The 22680-nt window shown below is 59.2% G+C and carries 20 protein-coding genes; 10 read left to right on the top strand and 10 right to left on the bottom strand.

The window, feature by feature from the left end; genetic code table 11:
• Window positions 1-60 precede the first annotated feature (60 nt).
• Window positions 61-1239, bottom strand: a complete 1179-nt coding sequence (locus N675_RS14405; protein ID WP_038037596.1) for a PucR family transcriptional regulator — start codon at window positions 1237-1239, stop codon at window positions 61-63.
• A gap of 146 nt (window positions 1240-1385) precedes the next feature.
• Here N675_RS14405 and N675_RS01865 point away from each other — a divergent pair, with 146 nt between their 5' ends.
• Entirely contained in the window at window positions 1386-2474 is a 1089-nt protein-coding gene (locus N675_RS01865; protein ID WP_051913837.1) for a glycosyltransferase family 9 protein, read from the top strand.
• Here N675_RS01865 and N675_RS01860 read toward each other — a convergent pair.
• Window positions 2471-3859, bottom strand: a complete 1389-nt coding sequence (locus N675_RS01860; protein ID WP_038037595.1) for an NAD(P)/FAD-dependent oxidoreductase — start codon at window positions 3857-3859, stop codon at window positions 2471-2473. The genes N675_RS01865 and N675_RS01860 overlap by 4 nt on opposite strands.
• Before the next feature lie 111 nt (window positions 3860-3970).
• Between N675_RS01860 and N675_RS01855 the strand changes: the two genes are divergently transcribed.
• Window positions 3971-4576, top strand: coding sequence for a hypothetical protein (locus N675_RS01855; protein ID WP_038037594.1), 606 nt, complete (start codon window positions 3971-3973; stop codon window positions 4574-4576).
• Window positions 4577-4633: 57 nt separating this feature from the next.
• On the opposite strand, the gene N675_RS01850 is transcribed toward N675_RS01855, so the two are convergent.
• A complete protein-coding gene (locus N675_RS01850; protein WP_038037592.1) occupies window positions 4634-5851 on the bottom strand; it encodes an aminotransferase-like domain-containing protein in 1218 nt (405 codons plus the stop codon).
• A 150-nt stretch (window positions 5852-6001) separates the two neighbouring features.
• Here N675_RS01850 and N675_RS01845 point away from each other — a divergent pair, with 150 nt between their 5' ends.
• Window positions 6002-6850, top strand: a complete 849-nt coding sequence (locus N675_RS01845) for a hypothetical protein (protein WP_038037591.1) — start codon at window positions 6002-6004, stop codon at window positions 6848-6850.
• Between the two features lie 4 nt (window positions 6851-6854).
• Here the strand turns inward: N675_RS01845 and N675_RS01840 are convergent, their stop codons facing one another.
• Window positions 6855-8111 (bottom strand): MFS transporter, encoded by a 1257-nt coding sequence (locus tag N675_RS01840; RefSeq protein ID WP_051913835.1) that lies wholly within the window; start codon window positions 8109-8111, stop codon window positions 6855-6857.
• A 129-nt stretch (window positions 8112-8240) separates the two neighbouring features.
• Here N675_RS01840 and N675_RS01835 point away from each other — a divergent pair, with 129 nt between their 5' ends.
• The 4 genes from N675_RS01835 to N675_RS01820 all read left to right on the top strand — a co-directional run bounded on the left by N675_RS01835 (window position 8241) and on the right by N675_RS01820 (window position 12739).
• A complete protein-coding gene (locus N675_RS01835) occupies window positions 8241-9107 on the top strand; it encodes a polysaccharide deacetylase family protein (RefSeq protein WP_038037590.1) in 867 nt (288 codons plus the stop codon).
• Window positions 9104-10492 (top strand): DUF2851 family protein, encoded by a 1389-nt coding sequence (locus N675_RS01830; RefSeq protein ID WP_081886766.1) that lies wholly within the window; start codon window positions 9104-9106, stop codon window positions 10490-10492. Before N675_RS01835 ends, N675_RS01830 begins: the two co-directional genes overlap by 4 nt.
• 50 nt (window positions 10493-10542) lie before the next feature.
• A complete protein-coding gene (locus N675_RS01825; protein WP_156100774.1) occupies window positions 10543-11316 on the top strand; it encodes an SDR family NAD(P)-dependent oxidoreductase in 774 nt (257 codons plus the stop codon).
• 97 nt (window positions 11317-11413) lie between these two features.
• A complete protein-coding gene (locus tag N675_RS01820) occupies window positions 11414-12739 on the top strand; it encodes a serine hydrolase domain-containing protein (RefSeq protein WP_051913833.1) in 1326 nt (441 codons plus the stop codon).
• An 83-nt stretch (window positions 12740-12822) separates the two neighbouring features.
• On the opposite strand, the gene N675_RS01815 is transcribed toward N675_RS01820, so the two are convergent.
• From N675_RS01815 to miaA, 3 genes are all read right to left on the bottom strand, one after another.
• Window positions 12823-13032: a hypothetical protein gene (locus N675_RS01815; RefSeq protein ID WP_038037589.1), complete on the bottom strand. Its 210-nt coding sequence runs from the start codon at window positions 13030-13032 to the stop codon at window positions 12823-12825.
• Between the two features lie 98 nt (window positions 13033-13130).
• Window positions 13131-14123 (bottom strand): A/G-specific adenine glycosylase, encoded by a 993-nt coding sequence (locus N675_RS01810; protein ID WP_051913831.1) that lies wholly within the window; start codon window positions 14121-14123, stop codon window positions 13131-13133.
• A 230-nt stretch (window positions 14124-14353) separates the two neighbouring features.
• Window positions 14354-15358, bottom strand: a complete 1005-nt coding sequence (miaA, locus tag N675_RS01805; RefSeq protein ID WP_156100797.1) for a tRNA (adenosine(37)-N6)-dimethylallyltransferase MiaA — start codon at window positions 15356-15358, stop codon at window positions 14354-14356.
• Window positions 15359-15421: 63 nt separating this feature from the next.
• Here miaA and mltG point away from each other — a divergent pair, with 63 nt between their 5' ends.
• From mltG to N675_RS01790, 3 genes are all read left to right on the top strand, one after another.
• Complete coding sequence (gene mltG / locus N675_RS01800; RefSeq protein ID WP_038037588.1) at window positions 15422-16474, top strand: endolytic transglycosylase MltG; 1053 nt, start codon at window positions 15422-15424, stop codon at window positions 16472-16474.
• Window positions 16474-17298 carry a shikimate dehydrogenase gene (aroE, locus tag N675_RS01795; RefSeq protein ID WP_038037587.1) on the top strand — a complete coding sequence of 275 codons (825 nt, stop codon included), beginning with the start codon at window positions 16474-16476 and terminating at the stop codon, window positions 17296-17298. Before mltG ends, aroE begins: the two co-directional genes overlap by 1 nt.
• A gap of 66 nt (window positions 17299-17364) precedes the next feature.
• Window positions 17365-18108: a prepilin peptidase gene (locus N675_RS01790; RefSeq protein ID WP_038037586.1), complete on the top strand. Its 744-nt coding sequence runs from the start codon at window positions 17365-17367 to the stop codon at window positions 18106-18108.
• A 17-nt stretch (window positions 18109-18125) separates the two neighbouring features.
• Here the strand turns inward: N675_RS01790 and N675_RS01785 are convergent, their stop codons facing one another.
• Genes N675_RS01785 through N675_RS01775 form a run of 3 tightly spaced genes read right to left on the bottom strand, consistent with a single transcriptional unit; the run spans window position 18126 to window position 22617 of the window.
• On the bottom strand, window positions 18126-19493 hold the full coding sequence (locus N675_RS01785; protein ID WP_038037585.1) for a SpoVR family protein: 1368 nt from the start codon (window positions 19491-19493) through the stop codon (window positions 18126-18128).
• Window positions 19486-20646 carry a sporulation protein YhbH gene (gene yhbH, locus N675_RS01780; protein ID WP_038037583.1) on the bottom strand — a complete coding sequence of 387 codons (1161 nt, stop codon included), beginning with the start codon at window positions 20644-20646 and terminating at the stop codon, window positions 19486-19488. Before yhbH ends, N675_RS01785 begins: the two co-directional genes overlap by 8 nt.
• Window positions 20647-20679: 33 nt before the next feature.
• Window positions 20680-22617 (bottom strand): PrkA family serine protein kinase, encoded by a 1938-nt coding sequence (locus N675_RS01775; protein WP_038037580.1) that lies wholly within the window; start codon window positions 22615-22617, stop codon window positions 20680-20682.
• Window positions 22618-22680: the final 63 nt, after the last annotated feature.

The raw sequence follows: 22680 nt of genomic DNA, 5'->3' as shown, positions 1-22680 counted from the left end.
TTCAGGCATTTGCTCAATTTATTTCGGCATCCAACATGAAAAAGAGGGCAAATGCACAGCCTACGCCCCGGTGCTGTGAAGCTGGCGAATGAGGAGCGCCAGACGCAGTTGGACGGCTTGATCGAAGCGGCGAGGATCAAGACCGGTCAGTGCCGTAACGCGATCAAGCCGGTAGCGCAAGGTATTGCGATGAATTTGGAGCCGCTCGGCAACGCGTGAGATATGCCCGTCCTCGGCAAAGAACGTTCTGAGTGTGTCGATGAGGGTTGGGTCATGATCAAGTGGTGAGAGCAGATGAAGGGCAAGGTCAATTTTCGTATGTTCATCGACCGAGCCGACGAATGCTGCCATCCCGAGGTCATCAAGAGCGTAGACGCGATTTGGCCCATGTAACCGCAGGCCGAGTCGTAATGCGGCTCGTGCATCGTGATATGAGTGCGAAAGTCCTTGGATGCCAGGATAATATCGGCCGACCCCAATGCTGATTGGCAACCCACTCTCACCGTGCAGCTTATGGAGCAGCTCCCACGCAGCTCGCTTGAGAGCGCGGACATTCGCCCAGCTGTCACTGAGCATGTGTGGCCCTCCTTGGTCCACCCAGGGCCGCAGGTCACGTGAGGCACTCGCCTTGAGAATCACAATTTCTCCGTCTCCGACATAGCCACAAATGGCGTCTGTCGGCAGGTGGAAGAAGGCAACAATTTCACTAATCACCCTCTGAACTCGACGGCGGAGTTGGGTTTCGTCAATTTCACCTGGTCGTTCATGTGAGGCAAAGAGCCAGGCTGACGCATCAATGAGCATGACAGCGCGTGGAGGACTAAAATCAATACCTAACATCTGCCCAAGACGCAAAGCTTCCTGCTCGTCGGCGAGGGTGCCGTGCACAAGATCGTGAATGAACTTATGGCGCAGCTCGCGTTGTCCCCCAACATCCTCAACTAAACTCAAGTAATTCAGCGCGAACTCTACAATGAGGTGAAGCAATAGCCCAGGTGTTGTCATGACGCCAGCCCACGGCTCGACGAGCAATTGCCCACACCATCCCTCAAAGGCGATGGGCACAGCTATCGACTCTGCGGATTGCTCGCCCGGCAGCCCAACTGCTTCAGCCGCTATGGCCTGGGCTATCAGTTCGCCACGTTCGTTCATCAGTGCAACGCGGGCGCCAAGTCGCTGTGCGAGTAACCCGACAAGTTTTTCCCCAAGACGTTGAAAACGCCCGTTCCCTATCCCCATGGCTCCCCTTGCATCGTTCCATGGCGTATATGTTGTATCCAAACGGATTGTACCTGATCAGCCCGAAAACAGCACGACAGCCAACAATGTGACGCCAGTGCGGAGTGTACGTGGGATAGCACAAACTCTCGGAAAGGAGAACAGTGATGGGGCAGAGGCACACCCCTCCTCTCCCGATTGCACTGCAGGACATTCAGAAGATCGCGGTCTTACGGGCTAATGGTATTGGGGATTTCTGTTTTGCGTTGCCGGCCTTGGCCGCTTTGCGGGCAGCCTGTCCCCAAGCGGAGATCGTATTGCTTGGCAAAGCCTGGCATGCGAGCTTGTTGACGAATCGTCCTAGTCCAGTCGATCGTGTCGTTGTGGTTCCACCATTTCGTGGTGTTACCGTTGCGCCGGATGCTGAGGAAGACGCTGCTGAACTTGCCAAATTTTTTGCTGCTATGCGTGCTGAGCACTTTGATCTCGCACTGCAACTTCATGGGGGAGGACGGTATTCAAACCCGTTCGTGCAGCGCCTCGGCGCACGCTACACGATCGGCCTCCGAGCAGCCGATGCCCCGCCACTTGATCGATGGGCTCCATATGTTTATTTTCAAAATGAAATTCACCGCTATCTTGATGTAGTCAGCCTACTTGGCATCCAGCCAGTGACGCTTACACCATCGCTCGCCGTCACTGCTGCGGATCTTGCCGAGGCACAGCCCGTGATCGACCGGCTTGGCTCTCCGTTCGTGGTCCTCCACCCAGGTGCCGGCGCGCCTGACCGCCGTTGGCCACCTGAGCGTTTTGCGGCAATCGGTGATGCGCTTGCTCAACGTGGCTTCGCAATCGCCGTGATTGGGACGAAGCCGGAACGCGGGATTGTCGAAACGGTTTGCACAACCATGCGCGCCCCAGCATGCAACCTGTGCGATGCCCTCTCACTTGGTGGCCTCGTTGGCCTGCTGAGTCGGTGTGCACTCCTCGTTTCGAATGATTCTGGTCCATTGCATCTCGGTGCTGCTGTTGGTGCTGCATCGGTCGGCATCTACTGGTGCCTCAACATGGTCACCGCGGGGCAGCCAAGCCGTCTGCGACACCGGCCTGTGATTGCATGGCGCACTCAGTGCCCAGCCTGTGGCGTTGACCACAGTATCGGAGGGTGCTCATGCGGCCAATCTTTCGTGGCCGATGTCCCAGTTGAGGCTGTACTTGAAGCCGCCCTTGATCTCCTAGCGCAACAGGGATACTAGTGCGCGGCGATGCGTTCGGCCAGGCTGCGTCCCGACGGGGGCTTGCCAGTGCGCTCGGCTGTTCGGTCAATCCGCTCATAGCCCCATTGAACGAATCGGACGCCCAGCCAACGCAATGGCTCAGGTTCCCAGAGACGGAAGGTATGACTCGTCATCGGCAATTGAGTCAAACCGCTCGCATGGCCAGTGATCAAATCAGCTAGCACCCGCCCAGAGAGGTTTGCTGTCGCGACACCTTGGCCAGTATAACCGCATGCGATCGCGAGCCCTTGGCCTGGGTCATAACGCATCGTCGGCATCCAGTCGCGCGGCACACCGAGTGGTCCGCCCCAGGCATGAGTAAAGCGGATACCCTTGAGGCGCAAGATCGGAAACCAGGCGTAGCACATTTGCCGAAGCATCTCATGCGTTGGCCCGTGCCGATCATAGGCGTCGGCAATACGCGAGCCGAAACGATAGGGGGCTCCGCGGCCACCAAAAAGAATGCGTCCATCCTGGGTCTTGGAGAGGTAGTCGACAGTGTAGCGCTGCGAGGCGACGCACTCACGCTGCGTCCAACCGATCTCGTCCCAGATATCCGGTGGTAATGGCTCAGTAAGGACAATTAAGGAGTAAATCGGAATCAGTGTCCGTCGGAGCTTCGGCAACTGGCTAAGGTAGGCTTCACCAGCAAGGACGAGCACACGTGCGCGCACGTCACCGTATGGCGTCCGGAAGTGTGGTGCACTACCAGTGACATAATCGAGCACTGGTGTCTGCTCGTAGATGACCGCTCCCCGTCGCTCGATGACGCGCGCCAGCCCGCGTACGAGACGACCTGGATGGACGACCGCGCATTCTTTAACAAGAATAGCCCCTTCAGCTTGGGTGACACGGATCCGTTCGCGCAGTGCTTGTGCATCGAGGCGTTCATAGAGATCGGTCAGTCCGAGTTGCTCGTAGGTGCGCCAGGCAGCATCAAGGCTCGGCAACTGCTGATAGCCTCGTGCGATGCGCAGTGCACCGCCTTTATGGTAGTGGGCGTCGATACCTTCACGTTCGACAACACGGCCAATCTCATGGACAGCATCGACCATTGCCCAGGCAATTGCGCGTGCTGTCTCAGGCCCGTAGCGATGGGCGAGTACGTCGAGCGAAACCGGAAAGCCAGGCGTGACCCAGCCACCGTTGCGACCAGAAGCGCCAAAGCCAGCGATGTCCCGTTCGAGCACGGCAATCTTCAGCGACGGGTCGCGCTCCAACAGATAGTAAGCCGTCCACAAGCCTGTAAACCCTGCGCCCAGGATTGCAATATCAACATCGACCGAGCCATCGAGACGTGGGCGCGGCGTCAGGTCATCGCCACACGACTCAAGCCAATAACTGTACGAAGCGTAGGCTTTCACGCGTCTCGTCTCCTTACTGTCTTCCTCGCTCGCACCATGGGCAGCGGTACAATCAGCGGGTATACCAGTGTGCCGCTGTATTGGCGGCAGTATACGGGAGTATTGTCAACGATGGACAACTTATCATTCAACATGCAACCGCAACAGCCTGCTCCGGACGAGGCTTTGATCCCAGGGTCACCTGAGTTTCTCCGTGCCGTACGCAAAGCAGCTGGCTGGCGTGTCTCGCCGCGTCATGTCGATCCAGTGATCGTCGCGTTGCACCAGGCTGGCAAGCCGATCACTGTTGAGCGGGTTGCTGAACTGGTGAATGCGCTGCGCGGTGAACGAAGTCATCGGCAACGACGCAACACAGACCTCTGGCAAATGCTTGGGGCTCACCTTGCTCTCCAAGGGCAACCAGCGCATCCCGAAGCACAACGCGCGCTGCTCGGGCGAATCAAGCGACTGGTTGCCGCTGACTTGCCAGACAGTGTGTTGCTGACTGTGGCTGTACACGTCGCTGCTGCTGGCCATCGGCTCGAAGCTCACCTCGTCGCCCACGTCGTACGCTGGCTGCTTGAGCACTACGGCAGTGCGGAGCTCGACAGCGAGCAACTCGAGCGAGTTTTGCCACAGGCAATTCACGCGGCCCTGCGTCGTTCTCAGACGCGGCGGCCAGCCCGGCGGACCCCTGCTCGTCCAAGCACGAGTCGGACACGCACGGGACGTCGCTAAACAATAAAGGCGGAGGGATATAGCCCCTCCGCCTGTCTTCACCAGGTTCTGCTAGCGCTATTCAGCGACCGGACTGGGGTGAGCGAGCGCTTGCTCAACGACGCGGCCAAGCCGAGCGATCCCCTCGTCAATCTGCTCGAGCGTCACAGCACTATACGAGAGGCGCAGGTGTGCAGCACCGCTGCCGTCGGTATAGAAGGCTGGGCCGGGAATAAAGTCAACGCCAGCTTCACGACAGGCTGGCAAAATGCCTTCAGCCGTTACGCCCTCTGGGAGCGTGACCCAGATAAAGAAGCCGCCGTTTGGCTGTGTCCAGCGCGTCCCAGCCGGCATCGAGCGGGCGAGTGCCTGCTGCATCCGTTCGCACTTGGCCTGGTAGATCGCGCGCAACCGCTCGAGATGCTGGTGATACCGACCGGTGCGGATATACCAGTCGGCTAGTGCCGCAACATAGCTGTTGCGCAGGTTGTCGAGCCGGACACGGGCTATTGCGGCGACGATTGAGGCTGGGCCAACAACGTAGCCAAGCCGGAGCCCAGCGGCAATCGTCTTCGAGAGCGTACCGCAATACAGCACGGAACCGGGCTGAGCAAGGCTGAAGAGTGTCGGCGGATACTCCCCGCGGAAGCGCAGCTCGTAGTACGCGTCGTCCTCAACGATGAGCAGCCCACGCTCGTCCGCAAGCTGTGCCAGCGCACGTCGCCGCTCGACGCTGAGCTCGACACCAGATGGGTTTTGGAACGTCGGCAAGGTGTACATAAACTTCGGCTTACGCCCCTCACGCTCGAGGCGGTCAAGCGCGGCAGCGACACGATCTGGGTCGACACCGTGCTCATCAACCGGAATGCCGATCGTCTCAGCACCAGCGAGACGGAAGAGCGTAGTAGCGCCCATCCAGGCCGGCGCATCAAGCAAGATCACGTCGCCCGGGTCAATCAGTGCATCGCAGAGCATCGCGAGCCCACTGCTCGACCCAGTGGTTACCAGAATCTGCTCCGGCGAGACCTGCATCTTCTGGTCACGCGCGAGCTTCTGTGCCAGTGATTCATTCAGTTCATCAGGTCGAATGGGGTTCTGGTACCCGAGGGCATCACGCCGCTGGTGCTCGGCGAGGTATTCCGCCGCCTCGGCCATATCTTCGAGCGGCAGGCTGTCCCAATCTGGATCCCCATAGACGAACGAAATCATATCGGGCGGGGGCGTACGAGATGGTCGCTCAGCTGCCGCTGCTAGCCTCCCACGTCGCGACCAGCGCTCCGCCCAGCGCTCATCCATTGGCCTAACCTCCACTCTCCGTCGTACGGGCAGACGGCGCCCGTCGTCCATGCCTTGGCTCAGTATAACCGAGCACCGCATTCTTCGCTCGGCCACGAGACGCCATGGTCCTGGTAGACTCTTGCAGGAGTGAGCGATGAGGAGGATGTCATGCCTGAGCTGATCGCTATTGATGCCGCAGAGATTGATCTGATTACCCGAGCCTATCAGCACTATGCCGAGCTCCAGCCCCAGAAGATCGCTGTCGATGACCCTGAACGGCCAGAACTCGCTACGCCAAACCGGCTCGCCTATGCTCTTGGCTGGGCACTCGCCAGCATTGTTGTGCAGCACCGTTTCCCGACACTTGGGCTCGATGTGCTGCCAGTCTATCATCCTGAGACCGGTTGGGACCGCTTCCTCTTTACCCGTCGGGTGAGCTGTCGACTCGATGCGACCGAGCCAGCTGATAGCCGTGGGGTACTCTGGCTTGGCCAAGAGGACGCGCCAGTCTATACACTCGGCAACGCGCTGCGCCTGCCGCTTGGCACGCTCTGCGCAAATGATCCGGCCGAGGCAATCCGACGCCTGCTCTATGTCGTCCCAGCCCCGCCGCTGAAGCGAGGCAGCCACGAGACGTGTGTCCATAGCCGTGCAACAGCGTATCCGATGATTTATCGGGTCGTCGCCGGGTTAATCGCCGACTACCCACAGCTCGTCGCCGCGCGTGAGATCTTTGTCGATGAAGAGCAGATCGACGGTGCATATCACCCACTGTACCTCGCGACCGGTGCCCTGCTCAAAGGCTGGACGTACGACTATTTCCAGCTTGTGGCGGGTGAACAGATCGCCTTCTTGCGGACAGACGGCTCCTTGATCACCTACGAGACCGAGCCAGGCACCTGGCGCACCGTCGGCGAACTGCCACTGGATGATCCAAGCGCACTCCGCGACTACCTTCGTGATGTGCTGAAGCTTGGCACACCAGCACCGGCAGCCGACACGGATAAGACGTCCTAACGCATTAGCGCAATGTACGCAGCGACGGGATCGCAACGGCAACCAAGACCGTGACGGTCGACGAGAGCAGTGCACCGAGGGCAATGGCATGTGGCACCCCGAGATGGGCGCCAAGGTAGCCCATGGGTAGTGCCCCGAGTGGGGAGAGTCCCCAAGTCATCATGTAAAGACTCATCACCCGACCACGAATGGCATCGGTTACATTGAGGTGAAGCAGTGTATTGTTCAGTGCCATATAGGCTGAGCCAAGAAACCCTCCCCAGAACAGGCAGCAGAGCGACAAAAGTGTCCAATGTGAGTACGCGAAGAGGATGATGACACCGCCATAGACAACTGTTGTGACGAGGATAAACCATCCTTTGCGTTCAACTCTCTCGGCTCCAGCCACAAACAACGAGCCAGCCAGGGCACCGACGCCACCGGCTGCGTAGAGCCAGCCGAGCCCGCGAGCACCAAGATGCAAGAGATCGCGGGCATAAATTGGCAAGAACTGGAGATAGGGGAAGACGAAAACAGTTGGCACTGCTGCCAGCACGAGCAAGCCAATGATGCTATCGTGGCGCAGCACATAGCGCACGCCTTCAACGAGGTCGTCAAGGAGTGCACTGCGGGCGGCTGCGTCGGGGCGCAGCGGGGGCAACTGCATGGTGTTCACAAGTGCGACGGTAAGGCAGCCAGCCTGGACAAAGAGTGCACCAGCTGAGCCAAGCACGGCGATCAACGGCCCGGCAAGCGACGGCCCAACGATGCGTGTTGCGTTCTGACCGGCTGAGAGCAGGCCAATAGCGTTCTGCAGTCCTGAGCGCGGAACGAGTGCTGGCACGACAATCTGCCGGGCCGTGTTGTTGACTGCGAGCACCAGGCCGTTCAGAAACGCACCGAGTAAGATGATCCACGGGCGCATAGCACCAAATTGGGTCACGACGGCGAGTCCGAGGCTGATTATCAGCGCGCTGGCTTGACAAGCGATAAGTAATGCCCGCCGGTCTACCCGATCCAGCAACGGGCTGACTGGCAAGGCAACAAGCAAAAACGGTACGCCACTTGCTAAGCCATTGAGGCCGATCCAGAACGCTGAATCTGTTAAGTTCAGCATAAGCCAGCCGAGCGAGACTTGAAGCATCCATTGCGCAATCTGAGTGAAGACGGTGCTCAGCCAGAGGGCCCGGTATGCCTGGGAGAGCCGGAGCATGCGTAATAGGCCGGCCCCACGTTTCGTTGTGTTGGCAGCGTGTTCAGCTGAAGCTGGGACGCGTCGCATACCCCTCCCAATCACATCGGCGCTCACCCTAGCAGAGTGCGGTTCAGACTGCAAGGCTCGCGTCTTTCGCTGTTGGCTGTTACGATACCGCTAGGTTCATCGGCCAATCATGCCGAAGGGAGGAAGGCGATGGGCCGCTGGTACGACGGCGCACAGTGCGCAGTGATGCTAACATTCGATCTCGACGCTGAAACCCTCTGGTTGGCCGGATCGCTCGAGCACCGTGATAAGCCTGGCATGCTCTCCCAAGGCACGTATGGCGCCCGAGTCGGCACGCCGCTGTTGCTCGAACTGCTCCGCCGCAATAATCTTCGTGCCACCTTCTTCATCCCCGGTTGGGTAGCTGAGCACCACCCCGATATTGTAGAAACGATCCACGAGCAGGGACACGAGATTGGTCACCATGGTTATCTCCACGAACGACCAACGGAACTCTCTCGTGAACAAGAGGCTGAGGTCTTGCAGAAAGGCATTGAGGCCCTGCGCGCGATCACGGGCGAAGCGCCTCAAGGCTACCGTTCACCAGCGTGGGGGTTTTCGGCGCACACGCTGGAGTTGCTCGCGGCCGCTGGCTTTCGCTACTCATCAAACTTGATGAGTCACTTCCTGCCCTGGAAGCATCCTGGCACAGAGGTGATCGAGTTACCTGTCCAATGGCTGCTCGATGATGCCCCATTCTTCCTGTTTGGGCCTGGTCGCACAAGCCGCCCGATCCAACCAGCCGCAGCAGCCCTGCAAGCCTGGCAAGAAGAGTTTCGTGGCATCTACCACTACGGCGGGCTGTTCAACTTGACGATGCACCCGCAGCTGTCTGGTCGACCTGGACGCGTGCTGATGCTGCAACAACTGATCGATTTCATCCGTACCTTCCCACATGTCTGGTTTGCAACCGGCAGCGAAGTCGCGGCTTACTGGGCTGAGCACGTTCGGGCTCATCCTGACGAGGCACGGCAGGGTGAACAGTACGATCCAGCCTATCGGGTTACCCATCCATGAGCGACTGTCCGGAGATCCACAACCCGGCCGCGCTCGCTGATGAGGCACCGCAGCTCCTGATCGATGAGCGGCGCGTCGTTGAAGTATGGCAAGCACAGTGGCTTGCACCGGCGCTACATTTGACCGACGGTCGTCCGTTGCGTGTTATCTACCGAGGTGTCTGGACACGGGCAGCTGGCCCAGACTTCGCCGATGCTTTGCTCGATATTGGCGGTCAGCTGGTACGCGGCGCGGTTGAAGTGCACGTGCGTGCTTCGGCGTGGTACGCCCACGGACATGACCGGGATCCAAACTACTGTGGAGTCGCGTTGCACGTCATCTACTGGGATGACCTGGGCACACCAGTGCGAGACTGCGCTGGCCGGTCTGTGCCAACCATAGCGCTGGCCCACCAGTTAGCTGGGCCGCTTGACACGTTTGTCTCCCCTGAGTGGCCGCGGCTCGATGCCCTCGGCTTCACCCATTGTGCGCCGGTTGTTGCCGCGCACGCTCCAGAGGCACTGGTTGCTGTGTGGGAAGCCGCTGGTGACGAACGTCTTGCAGGCAAAGTCGCGCGTGTGAGCGGCCAGCTCACTGTTGACTCCCCAGGACAAACGCTCTACGCGCTGTTGCTCGATGGCCTCGGCTACAGTGCCAACCGAACACCAATGCAGGCTCTGGCCGAGCGACTGCCGTTGGCGTGGATTGAAGGAGCCATAGCTCGCCACCCTCACACAGAGCGTTGGGCAGCGGCAGCCGCGTACCTGCTCGGTGTCGGCGGCTTTTTGCCGCTTGCCCCACGCGATGCTGCGCTTGCCAAACTTGCCCCGGCAACACTCCAGGCTGTGGAACATATCTGGGAGACTGAAGCAGCAGACCTCCGCTATCACGTGCTGTCGCCAACAGCATGGCGCCTCCACCGCCAACGGCCGACCAATCACCCTATACGCCGGTTGCTTGCCATGGCCTCGTTGATTGCTCACAGTGAACATGGGCTGCTCAACGAATGCATCTATGCGGTCCAAGCAGACTATGCCCATGCCGCGCTGCGGCGTTGGCTGGCTACCGCTCGTCCATATCTCGGGGCTGACCGGGCACATGAGCTAATCGTGAATGCTGTGGTGCCGTTCGCGCTTGCCTATGCCGACCAGACGGACAACGACCAGCTTCGAGAGGCAGCAAGTCAACTCTGGCTGCAGCTACCAGCTGGCGCAGGCAATCGGCGCATCCAGCAAGTACGGGAGCAAATCTGCGGCACGGCGCATGTGCCAATCCGCTCAGCCCGGGCTGAGCAAGGGCTGCTCCATCTCGCAACAACTGGCTGCCGCCAGCTTCGCTGCTTCGAGTGCCCAGTTGCTCAGCTGGCACAGCGCTGGGAAGTTCTCAAGGATCAATGCAAAACTTGACATAATTCTCTATTCACGCGTCTGGGTATTCGGTTAGGGAAGGGGGCTCGATGGAACGTGCACTACGTGATATGCGCGTTGACGGCAAGAAAGCAATTGTGACGGGTGCAAGCTCCGGACTTGGCTACACCATCGCGCTTGCCCTTGCGGAAGCCGGCGCCGATGTAGCGGTAACCAGCCGCTCACTGGACCGACTTGAGCAGGTCTGTGCCGAGATTGCTGCACGTGGTCGGCAGGCGATGCCGCTGGCAGTCGACGTGCGCGACGTCCAAGCTGTTCAGTACATGGCTGATGCTGTCGCTGGAGCCTTTGGCCGGATCGACATTCTCGTCAACAACGCAGGCTTAAACATCCCACAATGGGCAACGGATGTGACCGAAGAAGCCTGGGACACGATCATGGACACGAACGCCAAAGGCACGTTCTTTGCCTGTCAAGCCGTCGGACGGTATATGCTTGCCCAACAGTACGGCCGGATTGTGAACATTGGATCGGACATGAGCATCGTCGGCTGGATTCAACGCACGGCCTACTGTGCCAGCAAGGCCGCGGTCGCGCTGATGACGAAGGCGTTGGCCATCGAATGGGCGCCACACGGCATTACGGTCAATTGTGTTGCGCCAACCTTCGTTGAGACCCCGCTGACCCGGCCGATGTTTGAGCGCATCCCCGGCTTTCGTGAAGAGGTGCTCCGACGAATTCCACTCGGGCGGCTGGGTACGCCAGACGAAGTGGCAGCCGCGGTCGTCTTCCTGGCTTCTGATGCCGCTAGTTTGATTACCGGAGTAACGCTTCCAGTGGATGGTGGCTGGTCGGCCTGGTAGGCGAGGATGGTAGCTAACGCTTGCCAAAAACCCTTGCGCTGCCGCCAGCTGCTCGGTGAAATCAAGAGAGCACAGAACCAGTGGGAGAGGAGCAAACGTGATCGACCAGGCACGACTCGAACACGCTCTTGCAGCTGCGTGTACACGCTACGGGGTACCTGGCGCCGTTGTCGGGCTACTTGACGCTGGCAAGGAGCCCCTTCTTGTGTCCTATGGAGTGGCGAGTCGCGAAACTGGCTGCGTAACTCGCTCGGACACGCGCTTTCAGATCGGCTCGATTAGCAAGATCTTCACCACAACGCTTGCCCTTCAGCTCGTTGAGCGTGGCCAGCTCGCGCTCGACGAACCCATTACAACCTACATGCCTGAGCTGCGGCTGAGCGATGCGGATGCACAACAGGTGCTGACGCTGCGTCACCTGCTGACGCACACGAGTGGCATCCTTGGCGACTATTTCGCTGATTTCGGTATTGGCGACGATGCCTTAGCACGCTACGTTGACAGCCTGCACACCCTGCCTCAGCTCTATCCTCCCGGTACGACGTGGAGTTATTGCAATAGCGGCTTTTCGCTCGCCGGACGCCTCATCGAGGTGGTGACCGGCCAGCCATTTGAGTCGGTGATGCGTGAGCGCATTTTTGAGCCGCTGCATCTCACAGAGAGCACGTTCTTTGCCCATGAGGCGATCGCCTATCCGGTTGCCGTCGGCCACAGTCTCGAAGGTAACGTCGTGCGGCGCTACGCCTTGCCGCGCAGCGTCAACCCGGCTGGTGGCATCATCGGCACAGTGCGCGATTTGCTCCGGTTTGCTGCATTCCATCTTGGACTTACGCCGAACGATGACGTCCTCTCTAGCACGATGGTCCAACACATGCAGGAGCAGCAGACGGTAGCGGGCGGATGGGCGGAGCACTATGGGCTTGGCTGGGCGCTTTGGACTGTTGATGGCGAGCGACTCGTCGGCCATGGTGGCTCGACAAGCGGCTTTGAGGCACATCTTGTGCTGGTGCCGGCACGGCGATGTGCTTGGGCGATCCTCACCAATCACGTACTCGGCAGCACAATGTACCGCGAGTTTGAGCGCTGGCTGTTAGCCGAATGGCTCGGCCTGCAGGACTGTGCTCCAGCGCTTATCACGATGTCTGAAGCCGAACTGGCGCGTTTTGCTGGAACCTATCACTATCCGCTTGCCCGGGTGACGGTCACTCCTACCGCGGGCTCTCTTCGTCTCAACGTGACAGCGATCGACTGGCTGAGCCACGAAGAGCGGCCGCAGCCACCGTTCCACGCTGTGCCGATCGGCCCACACACCTTCCTCATCATGAACAGCTACGCGCGTGGACTGCGTATCGAGTTCGACGCCGAGCAAACACCGCCGGCCTGGGTGCGCCTCTCTGGTCGCGTTGCCCAGCGCGTCGCCTGACCGCGCTTGCCTCGTCAGCAACACAAACGGCCGGATAGATTGTCCGGCCGTGTACTTGTCTCGTTGTGTTGACGGAAGAGGCGTTAGAGCGTAACGCCGAAGACCTTGTAGATTGACGTGTGGGTCAACAGCCCAGTTAGCACTGTTGCAAAGAGGATCAGGAAGAGGATTGCTACAACTGTCACAAAGACGAGAAACCCTGCACCGTAACGATAATCACCGACCTCATAGGAGACCTGCGGCGCGCGCTCAATCGTCGTCGCAACTGCGGTTGGTTGCTGCTTCCGTGCCACGGAGTTCACGCTCCTTCCTCCGACGCATAGTATGTTGCCACCCCTAAGCCTACCAGATGTCGCGAAAGATTGCGAGGGGTTTCACAAACTCGCTTCGATCATGTGCCTGGAAGACGGACACGCACCGCGTCATCCGCTATGCCGTCGTCGGTACCAGCATCATACATGGCTGCCGGTTCAGCGACTTCGACAAGTCCATCCCGAGCCAGCCCATCGACGAGCTGTCGCAGCCAAGGGAGTCGCTCTGGCGTGAACGCCGGATGGACACGTGGGCCAAGCTGGTTCAGGTCAAGCGCTGCGCCAGGTGGCAGCGCTCGTAATGCAGCGATGATACGGCCGCGAAAGTAGCGAGTGGTCTCGGTAAAGGGAACAGATTCTCGGCGCTGCTGCGATTGTGCGAGTGCGGTTTGCATTGATGGTGCCGCACGGCACATGGCCAGTAGGGGGCACGTCAAGCAGGCTGGGCGCCGCGCTGTGCACTGGACAGCGCCAAGTTCAATCAGCGCCTGGTTCCAGTCATAACCGCGGCCAGGCGGCACGAGTGCATCCGCAAGCATATCAAGCTGGCGTGCTGTCAGCTGGCGACGAGGTATCTCGGGCCCGACGAAGACTCGGTGCAGCACCCGCGCGATATTCGTGTCCCAAAAGCCGACGTCCTGTTCAAAGGCAAAGCATGCAATTGCGCCAGCGGTGTAACGCCCAACACCTGGCAAGCGTTCAAGTTCGGCCCGGTCATGTGGGAATTCGCCACCGTACTGCTCACAGACGGCCTGTGCAGCCTGGTGCACGTAGCGCGCGCGACGGTTATATCCCAACCCAGCCCATGCGCGGATAACATCGGCGAGTGGAGCTCGTGCTAAGGCTTCGACCGTCGGAAACTGTGCGAGGAAGGCATGGTATTTGGGGATAACGCGCTCGACCTGCGTCTGCTGGAGCATGATCTCGGAGACAAGAATGCGATACGGGTCGCGCGTTTGCCGCCAAGGCAAGTCACGGTGCCCAGCAGCGTACCAAGCAAGCAGCGCTTGCTGTACACGAGCTACATGGTCAGGATCGAGCACGACGGGCAGCTGATGGTCTCGAGTCGCCATTGACAATGCCTCTTCTGAGCGGGGAAGTCGTTACACCCCGCCATGTGAAAGGATGCCAAACACGCCCTCGCTACACCCACGAGGGATCGACGATCAGCAAACACGAGAGGACGGCCACCTTTGGCCGTCCTCTCGTGCCTCCTCACGTGCCTAGCCGGCAAATGGCTCGCCACCGCCGAGTTTCGCGCCCTCCTCCCCACGCGCGAGGCCTGCGTCGAGCGGGTTGCCGGTTACTGCACCACGCCCCTGCGGTGATCTCCGCTTCGATCTACGTCGGGGCCGATGGGAGCGGTTTTCTGCTCTGTTGGCAGTCCAGCGAGGAATGTGGCAACGAGCGCGCGGACCTGCGCTTCCCAGCCTGGCTGGTCAACCCGAACCCATTGCACATGCGGGAGGCGGCGCAGCCAGGTAAGCTGGTGGCGAGCATAGCGATGCGTATCAAATTTGATGCGTGCAATCGCTTCTTCAAGTGTGAAGTGCCCCTGGAGGTAAGCAACGATCTGTTGATAGCCAAGCGCAGACAGTGCTGGAGCAGTCGGGGGAACGTTCTGTTCCAGCAGCGCCCGGACTTCGTCGACCAACCCCTGGGCAATCTGCCGATCGACGCGCTCGTCAATGCGACGATACAGTTCATCGCGAGGCAGCGTAAGCCCGATGATCAGTATGCGCCAGGGGGGTGGCTGTCGCCCCTCAAGTGCCGTCATTGGTTGGCCAGTCTGCGTGAAGATCTCGAGCGCGCGAATAACACGGCGGACGTTACTCGGCGGGATTCGAGCTGCTGCGATTGGGTCAACACGTGCCAGCTCTCGGTGCAACGCTTCGGGACCCTCACGGCGTGCCCGCTCCTCGAGTGCTGCCCGTAACGCAGGGTTGGGCGGCGCTGGTGGGATACGCCATCCCTCAAGCACCGCTCGAATGTAGAGGGGGGTGCCTCCGGCAAGGATTGGCAGCTTCCCGCGCGCTTGGATATCAGTGATTGCTCGATAGGCATCACGCTGGTAGAGTGCGAGCGAGTACTCATCGCGTGGGTCGAGGATATCGATCAAGTGATGTGGAACGGCTTGACGCTGAGCCGGCGAAGGCTTATCTGTCCCAATGTCCATTCCGCGGTAGAGGTAGCGGGAGTCGGCTGAGACAACCTCGCCATTGAACTCCTGAGCGAGCCAGATGGCAGTAGCCGTCTTGCCGACTGTTGTTGGCCCAACGAGGGCCAGGAGCGGCTTGCCGGGTTGCAGTGTCACTGGTAGACTCTCGGCGGCCGGTCCGAAAGCCGGATTGCAAGCAGGGAGGCGATCTCGTTGCTCAGGATCATGGTACAAGCCCTCAAACTCGCCGCCGTGCTCGTCCTGGCTGTCGCGGTGGTCGTGACAACACAACGCACCCTGGCTGGATATCTGGAACAGAACAACGCCACTGTCGGGCAGCCGGTTGTGTTCACGATTCAGCCGGATGAGACGGTCGATAGCATCGCGAACCGTCTGCACGACGCCGGGCTGATTCGCTCGACCACCTATTTCAAGTTCCGTATCCGTCTGGCCAACGCAGACACTAAGATCCGAGCTGGTCGCTATGTGCTCTATCAGGGCATGTCGGTCAGTCAGATCATTCATGCGCTTACAACTCCCGAGCAAGTGCAAGTAGTGCGCGTGCGATTCCAGGAAGGTTGGCGAGCCGAAGAGTATGCGGAGAAGCTTGTTGAAGTCGGGCTCATTGCCTCGCCGGATGAATTTCTCAGCGCAATCAAGAACACAAACAAATGGAAGGCGCAGTTCGACTTCCTGTCCGACCTTCCGGACGGCGCCAGTCTTGAAGGATACCTCTTCCCCGACACCTACGAGTTCCGCGCTGATGCCAGCGTCGATGACATTATTACGACGATGCTGCAGAACTTCGGTCAGCGTGTGCCGGCTGCGGAGCGCAGCAAGGCCAAGGCGCTGAACCGCAGCTTTTATGACGTGTTGAAGGTCGCATCACTTGTCGAGCGGGAAGCAGCGGTTGACCAAGAACGCCCGATTATCGCCTCCGTGTTTTACAACCGACTCAAGGAGGGGATGCCGCTGCAGTCGGATCCGACGGTACAGTATGCGGCTGGCAGCGCAGGTAACTGGTGGCCAACGGTAACGCCGCAGCTCATTGACAAAGTGAACAGCTCCTACAACACGTATAAGACAACTGGGTTGCCACCAACACCGATCTGCAACCCTAGCTTGGCATCCATCGAGGCTGCGTTGAACCCAGCGCAGACCAACTATCTCTACTTTGTGGCCAAGGGTGATGGATCGGGTGAGCACCTCTTTGCCGCAACGTACGATGAGCATGTCAAGAACATTAATAAAGTGCAGGGGCGGTGATGCAGCGTGTCGGGTTGATCGGCTATCCAGTTGCGCATAGCCTCTCGCCAGCGTTCCAGCAAGCGGCATTCGACGCGCTTCGCCTGCCGGTTCGCTATGAGCTATGGCCGACGCCGCCAGAGGCGTTGGCTGCGCGCATTGCCGCTCTGCGCCACCCGACATTCCTCGGTGCGAACGTCACCGTGCCGCATAAAGTAGCCGCACTCTCGTATGTCGATGTCGCGAGTGCGCGTGCCCAACGCGCAGGCGCAGTGAACACGATTGTCCGGCAGGAAGACGGCCGACTGTTCGGAGAAAACACGGACGTGCCGGGGTTTCTCGCGTCGCTGTATGAAGTAGGAATCGAGCCAGCCGATGTGCGTGTCGCTGTACTTGGCGCTGGTGGAGCTGCGCGCGGCGTGCTCGTCGCACTCGCTGAGGCCGGTTGCCGCTCAGTTGTCGTTGCAAACCGCACGCTTGCCCGAGCACAGGCACTAACAAGTGAGCTTGGCGGTCAGGCTGTACCGCTTGACGAGCGGCTTGCCGATGTCCTAATGTCGACCGATCTGCTCGTCAACGCGACGAGCGTCGGCTGGGATGGTGCCAGCGCGCCGCTCGACCTTACGCTGCTTGCTGCCTTGCCCACGCATGCCACCGTTTATGACTTGACCTATCGTGACACACTGCTGCTGCAGGCTGCCCGCTCGCGTGGCCTGCGCGCGATCGATGGCCTTGGGATGCTTGTGCACCAGGGAGCCGCGTCGTTCCGCTTGTGGACTGGTCAGGAACCGCCACTCGCTGTCATGTGGGCCGCGGCTAAAGCCGCCCGTGATGCCCGCGGCTAGCAGTGACGTTTGTCCCATTGCTCACCAAACCATCTCATGCTTGGCTTGGTAGTGTGAGGAGTAGTCATGGGGCCAAGCGTCACGTTGGGGTTTGTTGCTGCGCTCGCTTTTCTAGTTGGCTATGCGGCTGGAGGACTCGCTGCGGGTATTGTCACCCGGCTTCCAGCTGATGCGCCGATGTTCGGTGCGCCCCTCTGTGCCCGCTGTGGTCAACCGGTTACCTCCACTGCACAATGGCTTATCTGGGCAAGCCGCTGCCGCACGTGTGGTACCCCGTTACCATGGAGCTTCCACACAGTGCGCTGGCTTGGGGCTGCGCTCGCCGCTGGAGCGTTCCTCCGCTATGGCATAAGCGTACAGGCGCTGGCGGTTACGCTGTTCTCGCTGTGGCTTTTGCCAATCCTCTGGATGGACTGGCGGCGACACGAGATTTATCCGGTCACGCTCGTACCTGCTGGTGCGCTCGCCTTGCTGTTGGCAGCGTTTGACTCGCTTGGCGCTGTCTTGCGTGCGCTGGCGGGAGGGATACTCGCAACAGCGTTATTCGGCCTGTTCTTCGTCATTGGGCTTCTGCTGTATCGACGTGCTGCACTCGGCGCGGGCGATATTTTCCTCGCTGGGCTTATTGGGCTGTTCGTTGGCGTTCACTGGGTTATGCCGACGCTGATTCTGGGCATGGCACTGGCCGCCATCAGTGGACTGGGTCAGCTTGCCTTGCGCTTGCGCTCGCGCCACGACTTCTTACCCTACGGCTCCTACCTCTGCGTCGGGGCGATGATCGCACTTTTCCTCTGGGGGCCAGCGATCTGACCGAAGGCTAATGCTGCTCATTCCCGCATCTGCTTATGCCCCTCGCGGGGATGATAGCTCAGAATCAGCCGAGTATCGTCAATGCGGGTCTCGAGCCAGACCTTCCGGCCCCAAAGCCTGTAGATGTGTTCTAAGGTCTTGGCGGCCCAGGGCAAATCGAGTGGGCGTCCATCCCAGGCGTGTCGGAGATAGAGCTCGAGGTTGCCGTGATAGTCGCCATCCTCGACGAGGATCACCGGGATATGATTGCCGCCAAGTTCGGCAATCAACCGATCGCGGACAGCCTGCCAATCTTTGTCAACCACGACCAGGTCATCTCCCTGCCGCTCATAGAGGTAGAGGTCAAGTTCGTCGACGAGTTCTTTGGTTAAGTAATTTCGAATGAAAGAAACGTCGTTTTCAGTTTCCCGGACGAGGAAGAGTGTGTCTTCGCCGTAGCGCCGAGCAATATCGCAAAGGATGGTGTAGCCAAGGTGATACGGGTTGAGCCGGCGTGGCGAAGGCTGAAGCACGGCAGCGTGAAGACGGGCAAATTCGACGTGCTCCTCGGGCGTGAGGTCAAGCTCACGCATGATGCGAGCATGCCAGTAGGATGCCCAGCCTTCGTTGATCACCTTTGTCTGGATCTGCGGGTAGAAGTAGCACATCTCCGCCCGCACAATCGCAACAACGTCGCGTTCCCAGTCCTCAAGGGTGGGGGAGTAATCGTGGATGAACTTGAGTAAGTCGCGGACGGGCTCACTCGGAATGCGCTTGCGCCGCTGCTCGGGGGTAGCGTGGGTGGGTGCAGAGGATGAAGGCGCATCATAGCGCCAAAGGTCGTCATAGGGCGTCAGTGGCGGGCTAGTCGGTTCAGCGGCAGCCTCACGAATTGCATCAAGGCTTGGGTCGACGTGCTCTTGAATAGCTAAGGCAGCATCCAGAAGCTTTTCCACTTCCTCTCGCCCATGTTCAAACTCGTAGCGCTCGATCCGCTCGGCATTCAGGGCAACAGTGTCAAGCATGCGGCGGGACGTGCGGGCAAAGTACGCGTTATTGGCGAAGAAGTCGCTGTGCGCCAGCACATGTGCAGCCACCAGCGTGTTTTGAAGCACCGTGTTGGTCTCAAGCAGAAAGGCGTGGCAGGGGTTCGTATTGATAACCAGCTCGTAGATTTTACTTAGACCATAGTCATAGAGTGTCTTCTGTACCTGGTATGCCTTGCCGTGTGTCCAGTGGGAGAAGCGACCAGGCATGCCATAGGCACCAATTTCGTACATGACTGTTGCCGGGACGAGTTCGAAGTGAGTCGGGAAGGGACGCAGGCCGAGCCGTTCGCCGATCTCCCACACTTGAGCAATCCGTCGCTCGAGCTCGACTAGCGCATGCTCGCTCTGCTCAGGCATGGCTTGCCTCCCGTCGGGCCTCAGGGCCAAAGAACTTGCGGAGGGCGGGGTAGACATCGGTCTTCTCAGTAATGATGACGGTAACGAGCTTCGGATTGTTGATCCGCTCCAGGGTGTGCATCAACGTGCTCTGGTAGGCATAGCGCCCCTGCCGGATTTCTCCGTAGCCGAAGAGGTTGCAACGGGCGAGAAGCTCTTCGGCAAGCTTGCGGCAGAGGTCGTTGTCCGATGGCCAGTTATCGCCGTCTGAGAAGTGGAACGGGTAAATGTTCCATGAGTCCGGCGGAAACTGTTGCTCGATGAGCGCTAACGCCAGCTCATAGGCAGAGCTGGCGCGTGTGCCGCCGCTCTCCCCTCGGGTAAAGAATTCCTCCTCCGTCACTTCCTTGGCCTCAGTATGATGGGCAATGAAGCGGATTTCGACATGATCATAGCGAGTCCGTAAGAAGCGAACCATCCAGTAATAAAAAGCCCGGCTAACATACTTCTCGAACGGCCCCATCGATCCGGAAACATCCATCATGGCGATGACGACTGCGTTCGATTCGCGTTTGATGTCACGTTCCCAGGTCTTGAACCGCAGGTCGTCGTTTTTCAGCCCTCCGAAGCGCGGGTTGCCGAGCTTGGCGTTGCGGACGATGTTTTGACGAATAGTGCGCTTCTTGTCGAGATTGGCGAAGGGGCCATGCTTGCGGATGTCAGTGAAGCGCACGGTCTCTGATTCAAGTTCACGCAGGCGCTTTTCTTCCAAGTTTGGCAACTCGAGATCTTCAAAGATCAACTCAGCCAGCTCGTCGACAGTCACCTCAGCTTCGTAGTAGTCGATGCCGGGTTGATCACCAGCCCGCGAGCCTTGTCCTGGCCCTTGCCCTTGGCCGACCCGGCCAACGACATCGCCAACCTGCGTGCCACCCTGGCCTTGGCCAACCTGCTTCCCAGCGTCGGGGTCGAAGCGAAAGCGATATTCTTCGAGCGTGCGAATTGGGACACGCAGGACTTTCTTCCCGTCGCTCGTGATAATTGACTGCTCGCTGACGATGTCAGCCAAGTTCTGCTTGATTGCCTCCTTAACCTTCTGCATATGGCGAGCCTGGTCAATTGCCCCCTTACGGTGGAGTGACCAGTCTTCACGCGTGAGGAAAACGCTTGTCATCGTCTTCGCCCCCTATGCGCCGGCTGCTTACGTCTAACGGTTCAGCAACGCCCCAACGTACTTGAGCAACTCGTTAGCGCAGACCGGGCAGTAACCCTGCTGCTGCACAAGCCGGTCAACCACTTCGTTGATTCGGCGAAGCTGATCGGGGTCTGGCGTCTTCGTCGACGTCGTAATCTTGACGACATCACGCAAGTCGGCAAAGAGCTTCTTCTCGATTGCCTCGCGTAGCCGCTCATGTGAGGTGTAATCGAACTTCTGCCCGCGCCGGGCGAGTGAGGAGATCTTGATCAGGATCTCTTCACGGAACTGCCGTTTCTGGTTCTCGGTGATACCGATTTGTTCTTCGATCGAGCGCATCAGTCGTTCGTCTGGCTCCATCTCCTCTTCGGTAATCGGATCAATGACCTTGGTGCGGTTGCAGTAGGCCTCGACGTTATCGAGGTAGTTATTGAGCAGCGTCCGGGCCGATTCCTCGAACGAGTAGACGAAAGCACGTTGCACTTCCCGCTTGGCCCACTCATCATATTCGCGTCGCGCTTCAGCGATGAGGTTGAGGAGGCGCTCGCGTTCCTGCCGAGTAATGCTCGTATGTTGCTCCAGGCCGTCGCGCAGGCTGCGCAACACATCGATCGCGTTAATGCACTGCACGCCGTCGCGGACGATGGCAGCCGAGATGCGGTTAATGACGTAGCGGGGTGAGATCCCGTCCATGCCTTCGCGAACAGCTTCCTCCTGTAACTCACGGACATCTTGAGGCGTGTAGCCCTCGACAGCTTGGCCGTCGTAGAGCTTGAGCTTCTTCATAAGCGTCATCCCGGCTTTCTTACTCTCCTCCAGCCGAGTGAGCACCGCGAACGTGGCAGCGGTTTCGAGGGTTCCCGGTGCAATATGGACGTCACGGATCGCACTCTGGCGTAGTAGCTTCTGATAGATGCGAACCTCATCTGAGACACGCAAGTTGTAGGGGACTTTGACCAAAATGATCCGGTCTTGCAGCGCTTCACTCCGCTTATTGCCGACAAATGCGTTGTACTCGTGCTCGTTGGTATGGCTGATGACAACCTCGTCAGCATAGATCATCGGGAAGCGGCCAGTCTTGATATTCTGCTCCTGTGAAAGTGTCAGCAACACATAGAGGAAGCGTTCGTCGACCTTAAGCATCTCGATGAACTCGACGAGCCCGCGGTTAGCGATGTTCAGCTCGCCGTCGAAGCGATAGGCGCGGGGATCAGACTCTGTACCGACCTCGCCGATAGTTGAGAGATCGATGCTGCCAACCAGTTCTGCAATGTCCTGCGACTTTGGATCAGAGGGCGTGAAGGTGCCGATGCCAATGCGGTGTTTCTCCGAGAATGCGATGCGCACAACTGGCACATCTTCGTGCCGCCCACTGAACGGCTGCCCAGGGCGGCTCCACGGATGCCGCTCATTGCGCTCGGCCTGCTCCAGCTGGAAGCGGCACCATGGGCAGAGCTCCCCCTCGATATAAATGCCGTACTCGCGCATCACCTCGTCACGCAAGGTTTCGGGGATCAGGTGGAGCGGCTCTTCGTGCATTGGACAACCTTTAATGGCGTAAACTGCACCACGTTCGGTTCGGGTGTAGCGCTCCAGCCCGCGCTTGAGCTTGGCAACTATCGTCGACTTGCCGCCGCCGACCGGACCCATGAGCAAGAGAATACGCTTGCGGACTTCTAAGCGCTGGGCTGCAGAGCGGAAATATTCAACAATCTGGGCAAGTGGTTTCTCAAGACCAAAAATCTCGTCGGCGAAGAAGTTGTAGCGTACGCGACCATCCGGGAGTTCCTCGACACCAGCGTCCATGATCATGTTGTAGATCCGGGCGTGTGCAAGCTGGGCAATCTGGGGGTTGTGCAGCACGAGCTCGAAGTAATCAGCAAACGTCCCTTCCCACTTCAGCTGCTCTTCTTCAGCCCGGTACTCTTGTAACCGTTCAACTAAGCTCATTGTTCCCTCACGTCCTGCGCGTTCTCGCGCATGTTCCTCTCTGCTCATCCTTCACAAACGCCT

Origin of the sequence: Thermorudis peleae, assembly GCF_000744775.1 — a bacterium.
Classification (GTDB): domain Bacteria; phylum Chloroflexota; class Chloroflexia; order Thermomicrobiales; family Thermomicrobiaceae; genus Thermorudis; species Thermorudis peleae.
Note: the sequence above shows the minus strand (reverse complement) of the source record. Positions and strands in the feature narration are given on the sequence as shown.

Bases quoted from the DNA above. Each gene is read 5' to 3' on its own strand.
- N675_RS01810 (WP_051913831.1), bottom strand. From the start codon at position 14,123: ATGGCGACTCGAGACCATCAGCTGCCCGTCGTGCTCGATCCTGACCAT.
- N675_RS01785 (WP_038037585.1), bottom strand. From the start codon at position 19,493: ATGCCTGAGCAGAGCGAGCATGCGCTAGTCGAGCTCGAGCGACGGATT.
- N675_RS01775 (WP_038037580.1), bottom strand. From the start codon at position 22,617: ATGAGCTTAGTTGAACGGTTACAAGAGTACCGGGCTGAAGAAGAGCAG.
- N675_RS01850 (WP_038037592.1), bottom strand. From the start codon at position 5,851: ATGGATGAGCGCTGGGCGGAGCGCTGGTCGCGACGTGGGAGGCTAGCA.
- N675_RS01835 (WP_038037590.1), top strand. From the start codon at position 8,241: ATGGGCCGCTGGTACGACGGCGCACAGTGCGCAGTGATGCTAACATTC.
- N675_RS01825 (WP_156100774.1), top strand. From the start codon at position 10,543: ATGGAACGTGCACTACGTGATATGCGCGTTGACGGCAAGAAAGCAATT.
- N675_RS01790 (WP_038037586.1), top strand. From the start codon at position 17,365: ATGGGGCCAAGCGTCACGTTGGGGTTTGTTGCTGCGCTCGCTTTTCTA.
- N675_RS01855 (WP_038037594.1), top strand. From the start codon at position 3,971: ATGGACAACTTATCATTCAACATGCAACCGCAACAGCCTGCTCCGGAC.
- N675_RS14405 (WP_038037596.1), bottom strand. From the start codon at position 1,239: ATGGGGATAGGGAACGGGCGTTTTCAACGTCTTGGGGAAAAACTTGTC.
- N675_RS01865 (WP_051913837.1), top strand. From the start codon at position 1,386: ATGGGGCAGAGGCACACCCCTCCTCTCCCGATTGCACTGCAGGACATT.
- N675_RS01840 (WP_051913835.1), bottom strand. From the start codon at position 8,111: ATGCGACGCGTCCCAGCTTCAGCTGAACACGCTGCCAACACAACGAAA.
- N675_RS01830 (WP_081886766.1), top strand. From the start codon at position 9,104: ATGAGCGACTGTCCGGAGATCCACAACCCGGCCGCGCTCGCTGATGAG.
- yhbH (WP_038037583.1), bottom strand. From the start codon at position 20,646: ATGACAAGCGTTTTCCTCACGCGTGAAGACTGGTCACTCCACCGTAAG.
- N675_RS01845 (WP_038037591.1), top strand. From the start codon at position 6,002: ATGCCTGAGCTGATCGCTATTGATGCCGCAGAGATTGATCTGATTACC.
- aroE (WP_038037587.1), top strand. From the start codon at position 16,474: ATGCAGCGTGTCGGGTTGATCGGCTATCCAGTTGCGCATAGCCTCTCG.